This is a genomic window from Shewanella phaeophyticola (assembly GCF_025398315.1).
GTDB classification, from domain to species: Bacteria; Pseudomonadota; Gammaproteobacteria; order Enterobacterales; family Shewanellaceae; genus Shewanella; species Shewanella phaeophyticola.
In genome coordinates, this window is sequence record NZ_JAODOQ010000001.1 from 3,781,671 (window position 1) to 3,795,380 (window position 13,710).

The following is a 13,710-nucleotide window of genomic DNA, read 5'->3' on the forward strand; positions in this document are numbered from 1 at the left end:
ACGACTGCATGGATGCAGGAGGTAGAGCAACGCAGGAGCAGTTGCCGACGACTGCATGGACGCAGGAGGTAGAGCAGCGCAGGAGCAGTTGCCGACGACTGCATGGATGCAGGAGGTAGAGCAACGCAGGAGCAGTTTTGCCGAGAGCAACTATGCCTGCAATCTTATTACTTGCCTAGAAGGTACAGAATTCCCGCTGAATGACCAGATAATTAGTGGAATTGGTATGATTAGTTCAGTCATATCAAAATGCGATTAACCTGCCGAAAAATCGATAGACACCTTACGGCCGCGATTGGTTTCAATATTTTGATACTGCCAATCATATTGTTTAATCAGCCTTGTCGTGAGCTCTAGCCCTAAGCCAAAACCCAAATCTTCGCTGCTGTTCGCATAAGATTCGCACTGATTAACAATACTGACAGTGTAGCCCTGCTGCACAATGCTCACACTGCCCTTCATGGTATGTTGCAGCGCATTGCGGATAAGGTTGGTCATAATTATCCGACATAATGTACCCGGTAGCTGTTGAACAGACTCATCGGTTTCAATACTAATATCGATATCTTTACCTTTAGCTAAATAGGCCAACTCACTTACTAACTGGCGGATAAGCTGGTCTAAACTCACCTCAATGATGGGTAAACTTTTACCTTCACGCCGATTCAACCACAATAACGTTTCGGTTAAATCAGTCATGGTCAGCCCTGCACGCTCAATCCGTTCGACAACTTGTGCTTGTTTTTCAGTGTTCGCCCCTTTGGCGATTAGCTTTTGCAGTAGCTCTGTATTGGTGCGGATCACTGCAATAGGGGTGCGCAGTTCGTGACTGGCATAACTCAAAAACTGTTGCTCGCGCGATAAACTGTCTTGCACCTTGCTTAAACTGGTTTTGATGATGCTGGCGAGAGTATTGAGTTCACTGTAGTGAAAATCAGGTGTTGCTTGTTCTAGTTGCTGAGTATTGAGCCCTTTTGCCCAGTTTTTTAACCGATCGACTGGCAACGTAACACGGCGCATCACCCAAATGATCACTACAGAAAAAGCAACAATTCCCAGCACCGCGGTAACAAATATCATTAAAAAATACGGTGGATCACTGCGTTTAAATGCGCCTACTTTATTACGCTCAAATACCATTGATACAAAACGTGTTTCGGTACCATATGCCACTTTCATGGTAAAATAACCCGCATCGGGCGGGGTGATGAGATTACCGCCAATAATGGTTTTATTCAGCACATTGAATTCTGTTGGTGGTTCAAGCATAACTTGACGTACGTTTTCAGGCAGATCTTGCCAGCGACTTGCCACCGTAAACGACTCAAACCGATATGGCTTTCCGTCTGACACATTTTGCTGTTGGCTACTGTGCATACATAGAAACACGCAAAGAGGAGTCCATACCGGCAATAAAGTAATGCAGGCTTAATGCTGACAAAATCAATATTGTGCCAATGCCAGTGACCAACATCGCAAGCAACACATACAGCCGAATACTGGGGATAATCTTCATGATGACTGGCTTTCCTTTATTGCAAAACCGTAACCGCTAATCGTGTGCAATAATTTATGCTCATGCTCAGCATCGATGTGTTTACGCAAATTAAAAATGTGTACTTTTAAGCTATTACTATCGGGTTGATCGTCTCCCCATACCGTTTGCATTAATTTTTCACGCGACACCGGGTTTGGGCTAGCCCGCATCAGTACGGTTAAAATCTTTAATGCGGTCGGCGACAGTTTTAATTCGCTTTGTGCTCGAAATGCCTGCTTTTTTTGCACATCGACAATCAAATTAGCGACCGCTAAACGCTGCACCTGACCACTGCGACGACGAGCCAACACTTTAATCCTGACAATGAGTTCTTCCATAGCAAATGGCTTAACCAAATAGTCATCTGTGCCATTAGCAAAACCGGTGAGCTTGTCGTCTAGGGTGTCACGCGCCGTGAGCATTAACACTGGTACATCAATGCCTTCTGCACGAATAGATTCACACACTTGCAGCCCATTCATTTTGGGTAAATTTAAATCCAAAATAATTGCGTCATAGTGGTTTTGCTGGATTAAATGAAGCCCAGACAAACCATTAGCGCTGTGATCACACAAGATGTCTTCGAGTTCTAAATACTCGATTACCGCAGTGGCAAGATCGAGATCATCTTCAACCAGTAATAACTGTAACTTATCGGTTGTCATCGAACTGGCTCCTTGGTTTTATACTGGCGCTGTTGCGTCATGATTAGGGCGTAACTTATTCATGATATTGGCGATAAACTCTTTTGCTTCACATTGAATCAACAACAATGACGGTGTCAAAATCAAGGTGATCACTGTGGCAAACAAAATACCATACCCCAGTGCTGCCGCTGCAGGAATTAAAAACTGCGCTTGTAATGAAGTTTCACCTAATAACGGTGCTAAGCCTGCAAACGTGGTTACCGATGTGAGCAGTACCGCCCGTAAGCGTCCGGTGCATGACTCAACAATGGCGTCGTGTACCGACAAGCCTTCTTCTTTAAGCAATTCATTAAATCGTGACACCAGTAATAGGCTGTCGTTTACCACCACACCACTGAGCGCCAAAATACCATTTAACGATAAAATACTGATGGTTAAGTCGTTCCACCAATGACCTAAAATCGCCCCAACCACACCAAACGGAATCGCGGTCATGATGATCACTGGCTGCACATATGACTTAAGCGGAATGGCTAATAAGGCATAAATGGCAATCAACGCCAACACAAACATCGACTCAATTGAGCTTGTGGTTTCAGCCTGTTGTTCAGCTTCGCCGGCGAAATTAAAGCTGACACCTGGGTATTGCACTTCAAGTTGCGGTACTAACGACTGTTGTAATTGGCTCACTAACTCATTAGAGGCAATCTTGTCTTTATCTAACACCGCACTAATATACACCGCGCGTTGGCTGTCGATACGGGTGATACTTGATGGCTGATAGTCATTAAAAATATCAGCCACATGGCTTAATGGCACTATGGTTCCGTCGCTAGTGCGCACGTTAGCAAGTTTGACATCACCAATGGTTTGGCGGTCTTCATCAGGGTAACGCACACGCACTTTTACTTCGTCTTTACCCCGTTGAAAACGCTGTACCACGCCACCGCCAAATGACTGCAACACTTGCCCAGATAAGGTTTCAGTATCAAACCCGAGTGCGCGGCCTTGAGCAGTTAACTCAAAGCGGTATTGTGGCTCACCTAAGTCTAGGTTGTTATCGATACCACTGACGCCGTCCATGGTTTCGATAGCCGCTTTTAACGCCTTGCCTGCAGCAAACACAGACTCGGTATCGCTGGCTTTAATCTCTACCTTAAAGTTATCAAGCATCTCTTTTTTAGCTAACACTTTTAGCTTTTTAACCCCTTCCATTTGGCCAACCGCTTCGGTCCATTTTACGGTAAACTCTTTTAGACCATAAGGCGCATCTGACGCTAATTCGACGATGACTTGGCCTGAGTCACTGCTGCTGGCAAGTACATGCAAACTCTCAAGGTTAGTGGCAGAGTCCTCATCGCTATATTGGGCAGAAAGCTGAGCATCTACGCGTTTAGCTGCCGCCTCTAAGGTCGTTAAGTTTTTATAGGTTTGACCAAAGCTAGCATCATTTTGCATCGAAAAATCAGCCACGGCGGTGTCGCCAGTAATATCAGGGAAAAATGCCACCCTGACACTGCCTGTGATTGGCATGCCGGCCACCAAAATAAACACCGCAATAAACACCATCACCACGGCGTAACGAAAACGCAAAGCAAACTCAATTAATGGCTGGTAAATCACTCGGCTAGACCATTTTAAACCGCTGTCGGCAGCATGTTGAATATGGTTAAACCATGATTTTTTAGCAGGCTTTTTAGTATCAATATGGGCAAGATGCGACGGTAAAATAAACTTAGATTCTACCAGCGACAACATTAAACAAATTGCCACAACCGTTCCAAACTGGGCATAGATTTGCCCTAAACGCCCTTCTACATTGGCTAACGCGACAAACGCGACCACTGTGGTTAACACACCAAAAATAGTTGGCGTGGCCACTTTTAAGGTGCCTTTAATGGTGTTGTCGATATTGTCACCATATTTTTGTCTGGTGCTGTACACGCTCTCACCGACCACAACTGCGTCATCAACCACAATACCCAGTGCCATAATAAAGCCAAAAGTGGTCATCTCATTGAGGGTTAAGCCGGCAAAATTGTTGGTCATGAAAAACAAGGTGCCAAAGAACACAAACGGCAAACCTGCTGCCACCCAAAACGCCACTCGAAGGTTTAAAAATAACGCCAAAATGATAAACACTAACGCAATACCGCTTAAGGCGTTCTTAACTAATAGGCTTAAACGTTCGGTAATAAGGGTACTTTTGTCATACCAAGAGGCAATACTGACATTTTCAGGTAATGCACTCGAGTTACGCCATTTTTCAACCACTTGCTTGGCTTGCTCGACAATATCAACGATGTCGCCGTTTTCATCCATCACAATTTCAATCGCGCTCGAGCTGACATTGTTATAGCGCGACAATACAAAGGTGTCGTCGGCAAATTCATCTTTTACGGTGGCGATATCGCCTAAGGTAATTAGCGACCCTTGGCTGTTAGTAATGATGGGCAGTGCCATAAAGTCTTGCTGTTGATATGCCTGATCTGACACTTTTAAGCGCACGGTCTTATCGTCGTTGTACAAGCTGGTCGAAATTGACGTCGCAGATTCAGCGTTTACCGCATTTGAAACAGACTCTAACGTTAACCCATAGGCTTGCAGCTTAGCTTCATCGACTTCAATCGAAATCATTGGTTCGGCTTTGGCTTTAATCTCGAGGTCGTGAATGGCACTCTGGCTTAATAGATCTGACTTTAATTGCTCGGCTAATGCCTGCAATGTGGTGCGGTCTGTATCACCATAAATCTCAATCCATAGCGCATGATCTTGCATGCGCATTTTATCGATGACCGGATTTTCTGCTTCGCTAGGAAAGTTATAAATGGCGTCGACATTGGTTTTAATGTCGGTTAGCAAAGTATCTAAATCATACGAGCTGGTTTTCTCAATAATCACACTACTGCCATTGGCATTAGAGGTTGAGGTAATGCGTTTAATCCCTGGTACGGTTTCTAAGGCATCTTCAATTTTGATTGCAATGCCTTCTTCGGCAAGCACAGGGTCGCCACTGTCGTAAGTGACAGACACAGTAACGCGATCGGGCTCTAAGCTCGGAAAAGCCTCTTTGCGTAAGCTATTAAGCGAGAACAGACCTACAACAATAATACCAATTAACAGTAAGTTAGATGCTACTGAGTTTCTGGCAAACCAGGCTATTGCCCCTGTGTGAGTCGATTGAGGATTAGACATCACTATACCTCTTCCTTAGCAAGCACTTTGGTGCCGACTTTAAAGTTACTCAATGGGCGTTTTACTATTTGCATTTTGGCAGGCATGTCTTGCTTATTCGTCATCGGCGTCACATAAACAAAGCCGCCTTTTTCGAATGCAATATTGGCTGCTGACTTAGCTAATAGGCCATTATCGTCCACAAACCAAATGTCACCTTGTTGCGATATAGCCGACGAAGGTAATTGCCATAAGTTTGTTAGCGATTTGCCTTGAATCTTGGTTTTAACAAAGGTTCCTGGATACAAATCGGTTTGCTGAGCAAGTGGGTCATCAACCACCACAACTAATGAACGTTGACGGCTGGTTTCGGTTAAATGTTGCTCTACGCGCTCAATGTAGCCTTGCCATTGATATTGGCCATCGGTGCTTTGTAACGTGACATTCCAAGGCGTTTTGGCTAATTCAGCGTTATCAAAGGCAGGTAAATTTTTCCATTGCATTTCAGACAAAGGTACATTGATTTCAACTTCGGCCACACTGTACAAGGTGCCAAGTTCAGTGCCGGTTTGCACGTAGCTTCCTGGTTGTACATCACGGCTAATAATTAGCGCATCAAATGGCGCAGTGATTTGGGTGTAGGCCAAATCTTGTTGGGCTTTTTTAAGCGCAAGCTTGGCGTTGTCTAATGCGGCTTTAGCTTGGGCTAATTGAGGCGTGCGCAATACTAGCGGAGATGCTGGCTCACCAGACAAACCTGAACGTAACCACTCCGCTTTTGCTTGTTCGCCTTCGCGTTGTTCTTCTAATAAATCAAGTTCAGCTTGGGCGACATCAGATTGTGCTTGAGTGACAGCTTGCTGGTAACTGGTGTCATTGATTTGACCTAATACCGTACCTTTTTTGATCACTTGGCCTGATTCAAATTGACGATTTAGTTCAATCACCTTTCCGCTGACTTCAGCACTTAAGGTGAGCTCAAAGCGCGGTTTTGCTTCACCAAAACCAATGACTTCAGCTTGGTATTCTTGACCATTAACGGCTACAACACCCACTTGAGGTAATAACGCTGCAGGCGCACTTTTTTCAAGTGGCTTGGCCGGAGCTTCAGCCGCGGCGGCGTTTTGATTAGGCGCAGGCGGCAACTTAGAGGCGGTATAACCTAATGCTGCAAATATGCTGCCCACAGACAATACAGTGACGATGACGTTCATACGGTTAAATTTCATGCGGATACCCCTAGACCTAATGCCAGGCCTAAATCAATACGGTTAACAAGACGGTTGTAAATGGTGGTGGCAAGCTGCGCTTCAATATCATAGGTTTGCTGCTGCACTGTGAGTAGGTCAAAAATATCAACCAACCCTTGGCGATACTTTTCTTCATAACTCACAAAACTACGCTCAGCACTCATTTGTGCCTCGGTTAAATATTGTTGTTGTTTAGCCAGTGAATACTCTTGGCCAACGCTGTTTTCAACTTCGTTGACTGCGGTTAATAGGGTGTCCTGATAAATCCAGTAACTTTGCTCAGTAGTTAAGCGTGCCAATTCGGCTTGCGACTTTAACAAACCACCTTGAAATAATGGTGCTGATAACTGCCCAAGCACACTCCAGAGTGACTCAGTAAGCAGCACGTCACTTGGCGACTCAGCCATGTCGGTCAAGCTGGCCGATAAACTGATAGACGGTAACATCGCTTTATAAGCGGCATCGGTACGTAATGATTCTGCTTCGATATTATAAAATGCTGTTTTAATGTCTGGACGGCGGCCAAGGTTTTGCTCACCAAGTACACTAATTGGGTTTATCACTGCAGGAAATTTCTGCGGCGATATCGGCGGCTAACTCTTCACCGATCCATTGCCCGGTTAATAAGGTTAAGTCACGTTTACTTTGGGCAAGCTGCTCTTGGTAACTCGCTAATGTTGCGCGAGTGCTTGCCGCGCTGGTGTTGGCGTTATCAAGGTCTTCTAAACTGCCTAAACCTACACGATAACGCGCCATAATCAGTGCCCGGTTGTTTTCAAGTACCGCTAAGCGCTGGGTTTCAATCGCCACTAGTTGCTGCTGCAAGCTAATGTCTAACCAACTGCGCATCACATTAGCAGCCACTAAATCTTTGGCACTTTGTAAACTGGCTTGTGAGCTTGCAATGTCTTTTAGGGCAGCATGACTGCTGTCGGCAATTTTTTGCCATAAATCTAATTCCCAGCTTACGGTAATGTCGGTGGTGTAGCTGTCGTCACTGTCTTCTGTTGCTGAACCACTAAAGCCCGCATCAACCGAGGGTAAGCGACTTGCGGAGGTGATCCCGTGCTGAGCGTAGGCCATATTTAACGCCACAACGCTTTGCTGCAAACTTGGATTGTTTGCTAGTGCGGTAGTTATAAATTGTTGTAATTCTGGCACGTTAACGAGGTCGGTCAATGTCGCAACTGCAGCGTGTGAAGATGTAGCGGCATCACTTTTTTGTGATTCTGCCAATAGCTGCGCCAATAAACGCTGGCTAAGCTCGGCCTCAGTTTGACTCGCTTGGTCACTATAATTGGCATAATCGACGCTGCTGCAGCCCAAAAGGGTCGACACCATCAGTGCGAGCATTGTGTTACGTAAAGCCGGTTTTACCATCATGATTTGCGCCTCAAAACCTGTGTATTACACCATAATGGCACTAGCATAACGAAAGGCAGGTTAAGGAGGGGTTAAGGTGGGAGTTGGTAAATGAAATAGTATGATGTATAGATCGTTAATATACGTTGATTGCCGTAAATGACGGCTATATGGCGCTATTGAACATATAGCCGTCATTTGTATTAAGTTGAGTGCAACTGCTTATCGATTATCGATTATCGGCAATAAAGTTAACGATAACCTCGGCTAGTACCTCACCTTGATCTTCTTGTAAGTAATGACCAGCTCTAGCGATAGTGGTGTGTTTTTGCCCTTTAGCACCAGGAATTATTTTTTGCATCATTTTATCCCCACCTGCTGTGATCGGGTCTGAGTCACTAAAGGCAGTTAAAAATGGCTTATGCCATTGAGACAACATTTTCCAAGCTTCTCGGTTTTTATGAGTAGCTGGATCATTAGGCGTAATAGGGACTAGTAAGGGAAATTCACGTGCGCCGGCTTTATATGTTTCATCAGGAAATGGAGCATCATAAGCAGCAATAATGTCTTCTGATAAATCAGACACTGTTGCACCATTAATCATGTGTCCAGTAGGGAAGTCTTCAACTTCTTGCGAGTAATTAAACCATTGCATAAATGCGGGATTGGTTTCTTCATCACCTGTCGGTAACATGGTATTTGCCGCAACAATACGACTATAACGTGAAGCATCTTCAGCAGCCAAACGCAGCCCGATTAATCCTCCCCAATCTTGACAAACAAGAGTCACGTTATTTAATTCGAGCTGTGAAACAAATGATTTCATCCAATCAACATGACGTTGATAAGTATAATCAGAACGTTTACTGGGTTTATCTGAACGTCCAAATCCAACGAGATCAGGCACGATAACTCGATGGCCAGCAGCCACAAGGATCGGGAGCATTTTACGATATAAGAAACTCCATGAAGGTTCTCCATGAAGTAACAATAGCGGCTGAGCATCTTTGTTCCCTTCATCAAGGTAGTGCACACGTAACTGACTACCTTCACAGTCGTCAACGAAGAGATAATTAGGTGTAAATTGATAATCGGGTAAATTAATAAAGTATCTATCGTCCGTTCGTAAAAATTCCATCGTTCTCTACCTTTCTGTTATTAAAAAAAACATCGACTTTATGAGTAGAACAACTCTACTACTATTACAACATCAAAACTTTTACGATTAGGGTTGTAAAAAATTAAAACACAGTTAATTCATTAGAATTTATTAATTTAATATAATTAAGTTACCTCATGCTTTTAAGCATATTTTTACTTTCTATATCTATAGTGCAAACTTGGTTATATATCTTTTGAATAAGACTTTTTAACTCATGATGATGTTGGCCATCATATTTTTTATTAGCCCAAACGTTTGATAAAGTTAGGATTAACCTTTCTGGTTGATTTAAACTAACTCTCTGTGATGCTTTAACAAACAACAATTGACAACTGATGACTAAACACTTAAATACCAATTCATTCTTTAATGGTTTTTCAAAATTTCGTTCTTCATTTTTTAACCATGCAGGTACACCATCACTGTAAACTAGCGCAGCAATTAAATTAGTTACGGTGTTAATATCTGTGGCACCATTAAAGTGTTGCATAATGTCTTCTGAGCAACGTAAACTTAATAATAAACTGTAACCTAAATCAGCTTTGTGCCATTGTTGGACTAACGATTGTAAAAATGCCATAAATATTTACCTATCGATAAATTGCCATTTGTTTTGTTTTCAGTTCAAACACTTCTTCGAGATGGAAGAAATATTCACGAGTTAGAATCGCAAATCCTTTAAAATAATCCGTTTCGGCATGAGCATACGCTAACGCTAAGCAACGATACGCCCAAGGCAGTAAATGTTGTTCCAGCAGCTGGTTAATAGTGGATTGATAGTATGAACTTTGTGGTTTTTCAATTAATTTGTTCAATAGATAAGCTAACACCGCCAATATTAACCCGATATGATCGACAGGCTCATTCGATTTCATGTCAATATTGATATTGTGTGAAACGTAAAACTGCTTTAGCTCCATAGTGCTTGCGTCATTGAGTAACTGAGACGAGCTTGTGTAAGCCGATCCCCAAGGTGCTGCTCTAGGCGTACCGGCCGTAAAACAACATACCATAATCGAGTTTTAAATTGATTAAAGCTTCATCATCATCGCTCCATTGATCTAAAAATCGCTGTAAAAGCTCCAAAGCATGAGGGTCTGTGTCGCTGACCATCGAGACTGGCCAATTTTCAGCGATGCCCTGGTTTTTAAAGGTATTAATTAAATCTGGTTCTGGATACACACTAAGCACTGCATGCAATACATTGGCAATGGCTTGTAAATCTTGAAGCTTTTCAATGTTCATATCGTTCACATTTGCTTGTTAAATATCAAAAAAGATAGGGTGTAATAACCTTTATTACACCCTCCACTTTTATACTTCTCTAACGTTGAGGATTTTGCCAACGCTTGAGCCAACCGGTTGCGCTTTTTTTGATGCTTTAACAATTAAATTAGGCGATGTAATCGATTCCGATGGTAATGGTGCAAAATGACCATCTCCATCACCATATTTAGCGCGAAGGTTCTCCATTGTGTCAAAATCTAATGCTCTTAAAGGACATGATTCAACACAAATTGGTTTTTTCCCTTCAGCGAGCCTATCGTAGCAACCATCACACTTTGTCATGACCTTGCGTTCTATGTCGATTTGAGGCGCATCATATGGACAAGCTCTTGAACAGCTTTCACACCCAATACATAACGACTCTTCAACTAAGACTAATCCATCTTCTGAGCGTTTATGCATCGCACCTGTAGGACAAGCTTTAACACATACAGGTTCGTTACAATGGTTACAGCCTACAGAAGCATAATAAGCAAAAATGTCTTGTTCATAGCTCTCGTCTGCATTTTGGTCCCATGAACCACCGCCATATTCATACACTCGGCGCCATAACATACCAGGCATAGCTGATACACCTTGTGTGGTCACATCATCTTTGCTGCGTGTTTTGCCAACCATGCGATCTTTACAAGCGACATGACATGTTTTGCAGCCAGTACATTTACTGCTATCGAAATAAAAACCTAATTGAGTTTCTTGTGTCATTTTAATTTACCCCTCTCAAGCCTTAACTACTTGAACACGATTAGTGTGTTGTGGATTTCCCTTTGATACCGGGGAAGGATGATATTTTGTGAGCGTGTTAATACAGCCACCCACATCAACAACATGGCCAGATGGCACCCACTTTTCCACTCGCATCAGGTTTATACCAAGCACCTTGCCCTAAAGAACACACGCCAGGAGTCACTCTTGGTGTCAGTTTTACAGGCAGTTCGATTGTTCCTCTACCGTTGTACACATGAACCATATCTCCATCAGATAGACCTCTGCTTGTAGCATCTTTTGGGTTCATCCAAACGGCATCTTCTACCGCTTCTCTTAACCATGCGACATTGTGATAGCTAGAGTGAGTCCTGCCTTTCGTGTGGTAACCGCACAACTGCAAAGGGTAGCCTGCATCAATCGTGTCTTGGTCCTGATAACCATCCCAAGTGACTACGTATTGAGGTAGTGGAGTGATTTTATCTCCTGCAGGTAAAGTCCAAGTTGCAGCCTTACGTGCAAGTGATAATGAGAAAATTTCGAATTTCCCAGAAATTGTCGGTCTAGGATTAGCTACCGGATCTTGAATAAAGGATTCAAATGCAACGACAGATGAAGACATATATTTACGGAAAACCCCCACTTGCTGTGCTTCCTCGTAAGTGTCTGGCATATCAACATCGGCATTCATTGCCTTAGTTTGTTGATACAGTTTTTCACACCATTGTTGCCCTGTTAGCCCTTCAGTATATTCAGCACCATTGCCCATCGCATTGGCAATACCCGCACAAATCTCATACATGGATTGCGCTTCACCTAACGGTTTGAGTGAGGTGCTCATGAATGTTGCATAAGCCATTTGTCCAGATGCATAAGAATCGTTGGCATAATCCACCGACTCTAACCAAGTGCTATCTGGCAACAAGTAATCAGCAAATTTAGCTGAAGGAGTCATCCAGCAGTCACTGACGATAATCAGTTCACACAAACTGTCATCTTCTAAAATTTGTGCAGTACCATTGCTGTCAGAATGTTGGTTAACAAGAGCATTACCCGCACAGTTGATAATCGCTTTAATGTTAGTACCCAAAGTAGCAGGGTTGTTATCAACTCGTTCTTGGCTGCCACTGGCTGTAAAGCGAACACCGTCAGTGGTTCCTGTAAACTGCTCACCACGTACTACAGCATCTGACCACGTGTAAACGGGAATAGTGACATCGACTGGGTTACTACCTGTTGGCATTCCTGAAACACCAAAACTATAGCTTGATGGCATAGCACCGCTATTGACCCCTTCGCGACCAATTTTACCCGTCATAATCGCAAGGGTATAAACGGCACGGGTGGCTTGATCACCATTAGCATGGCGACTAATTCCCGCGCCTGCTGAGATATACGGCGCATCGGCTGCCATGATGGCATCAGCTAACTGTTCAATTTTATAGACAGGAATACCGCACACACCTGCAGCCCAAGTAGGTGTTTTAGCACCATCGGACTCAAATGCACCCACACCCATAATGTAATCATGGTAGTTCTGAGTTGGGTCAATATATTGAGCATGCGAAGCAATAAACGGGTCAGCGTTTAACGTAACAGATGCTTTGGTATTAATCAGTGATGCTTCATCGTAACCAACAGCATATTTATCTAAAAATGATTTGGCATTTAGGTCAACCCAGCCACTGTTTATCATTTGGTAAATAACCGCCTCAATCAATGCCGCATCAGTACCAGGACGAATCGCAAGCCACTCATCTTCATTACCGCGCATTGAGTCGGTGTAACGAGGCTCAATCATCCAAACTTTAATATTTTTTGTATTATTTTCTAATGATTTGATAAAGTCATAGCCTTCACCGCTACCACTCATACGAATTTCATTTGGATTAAAGCCAAAACCGATAAATAGGTCAGAATTAACAATTTCGCTTAATGAACTGCCACCGATACTATCCCACTGGTCACCATAAGTAGCCATACATGCTGGATACACACCCGCCCATGAGTAATCCCAATGATGGTCTAAAAAACCACCATTTAAATTTAATAATCGGCCCCATGTTGCCGTATTAGATGAAAATCCATAATAAGCACCAGTACCGTAATGCATATAAATAGATTCTGGACCATAATTATCTTTAATCGCGGATAATTTTGAACCGATTTCTGAATAAGCTTGCTCCCAAGTAATCGGGACAAATTTTGCTTCACCACGCTTACCTACACGCTTCATTGGTGAGCGAAGTCTATCTGTGGCGTAGGTTCTTTGACGTAGTGAACGACCACGAGGACATGCTCTTGCCTGGTGATTGACACCATATTCATCCGTGGTTTCATGATCAGTTTCGATACGGCTAATCACCCCGTCTTTACTGAACACTTTAATTGGGCAGTTAGAACCACAGTTAACTAAACATGCAGACCAGTTAAGCTGTTCAAGCGAGCTTTCTGGTACTTCTGGCTCTACCACCTTGATTTCTTTTGCACTATCTTCACATCCTGTGACAGTTGCTGCTGCACCCATAGCAGCACTCATTTTTAAGAAACTTCTGCGTTCCATTGTGATGTCCTCTTACTAATGTA

At 43.3% G+C, this 13,710-nt stretch carries 12 protein-coding genes and 1 pseudogene; all 13 read right to left on the reverse strand.

Features of this window, described 5'->3' with window-relative positions; genetic code table 11:
* Nucleotides 1-255 precede the first annotated feature (255 nt).
* Nucleotides 256-1,377, reverse strand: a complete 1,122-nt coding sequence (locus N4T56_RS17555; protein ID WP_261734136.1) for a sensor histidine kinase — start codon at nucleotides 1,375-1,377, stop codon at nucleotides 256-258.
* Entirely contained in the window at nucleotides 1,367-1,516 is a 150-nt protein-coding gene (locus N4T56_RS17560; protein WP_261734137.1) for a hypothetical protein, read from the reverse strand. Before N4T56_RS17560 ends, N4T56_RS17555 begins: the two co-directional genes overlap by 11 nt.
* Nucleotides 1,513-2,202: a response regulator transcription factor gene (locus tag N4T56_RS17565; RefSeq protein ID WP_261734138.1), complete on the reverse strand. Its 690-nt coding sequence runs from the start codon at nucleotides 2,200-2,202 to the stop codon at nucleotides 1,513-1,515. The genes N4T56_RS17560 and N4T56_RS17565 overlap by 4 nt, the downstream gene beginning before the upstream one ends.
* Before the next feature lie 18 nt (nucleotides 2,203-2,220).
* Nucleotides 2,221-5,379 (reverse strand): efflux RND transporter permease subunit, encoded by a 3,159-nt coding sequence (locus N4T56_RS17570; RefSeq protein WP_261734139.1) that lies wholly within the window; start codon nucleotides 5,377-5,379, stop codon nucleotides 2,221-2,223.
* A gap of 2 nt (nucleotides 5,380-5,381) precedes the next feature.
* Nucleotides 5,382-6,587 carry an efflux RND transporter periplasmic adaptor subunit gene (locus N4T56_RS17575; RefSeq protein ID WP_261734140.1) on the reverse strand — a complete coding sequence of 402 codons (1,206 nt, stop codon included), beginning with the start codon at nucleotides 6,585-6,587 and terminating at the stop codon, nucleotides 5,382-5,384.
* Nucleotides 6,584-7,171, reverse strand: coding sequence for a TolC family protein (locus tag N4T56_RS17580; protein WP_261734141.1), 588 nt, complete (start codon nucleotides 7,169-7,171; stop codon nucleotides 6,584-6,586). The genes N4T56_RS17575 and N4T56_RS17580 overlap by 4 nt, the downstream gene beginning before the upstream one ends.
* Nucleotides 7,155-7,991 (reverse strand): TolC family protein, encoded by an 837-nt coding sequence (locus tag N4T56_RS17585; RefSeq protein ID WP_261734142.1) that lies wholly within the window; start codon nucleotides 7,989-7,991, stop codon nucleotides 7,155-7,157. Before N4T56_RS17585 ends, N4T56_RS17580 begins: the two co-directional genes overlap by 17 nt.
* 208 nt (nucleotides 7,992-8,199) lie before the next feature.
* The gene (locus tag N4T56_RS17590) at nucleotides 8,200-9,108 is read right to left on the reverse strand and encodes a haloalkane dehalogenase (protein WP_261734143.1); all 909 of its coding nucleotides are present in this window, start codon (nucleotides 9,106-9,108) and stop codon (nucleotides 8,200-8,202) included.
* Between the two features lie 151 nt (nucleotides 9,109-9,259).
* Nucleotides 9,260-9,712, reverse strand: a complete 453-nt coding sequence (locus N4T56_RS17595) for a hypothetical protein (protein WP_261734144.1) — start codon at nucleotides 9,710-9,712, stop codon at nucleotides 9,260-9,262.
* Nucleotides 9,713-9,722: 10 nt separating this feature from the next.
* Nucleotides 9,723-10,145, reverse strand: a complete 423-nt coding sequence (locus N4T56_RS17600) for a TorD/DmsD family molecular chaperone (protein ID WP_261734145.1) — start codon at nucleotides 10,143-10,145, stop codon at nucleotides 9,723-9,725.
* Complete coding sequence (locus N4T56_RS17605; protein ID WP_261734146.1) at nucleotides 10,114-10,377, reverse strand: hypothetical protein; 264 nt, start codon at nucleotides 10,375-10,377, stop codon at nucleotides 10,114-10,116. Before N4T56_RS17605 ends, N4T56_RS17600 begins: the two co-directional genes overlap by 32 nt.
* 69 nt (nucleotides 10,378-10,446) lie before the next feature.
* Complete coding sequence (locus N4T56_RS17610) at nucleotides 10,447-11,124, reverse strand: DMSO/selenate family reductase complex B subunit (RefSeq protein ID WP_261734147.1); 678 nt, start codon at nucleotides 11,122-11,124, stop codon at nucleotides 10,447-10,449.
* Between the two features lie 15 nt (nucleotides 11,125-11,139).
* A pseudogene (locus tag N4T56_RS17615) lies at nucleotides 11,140-13,687 on the reverse strand (DMSO/selenate family reductase complex A subunit).
* Nucleotides 13,688-13,710: the final 23 nt, after the last annotated feature.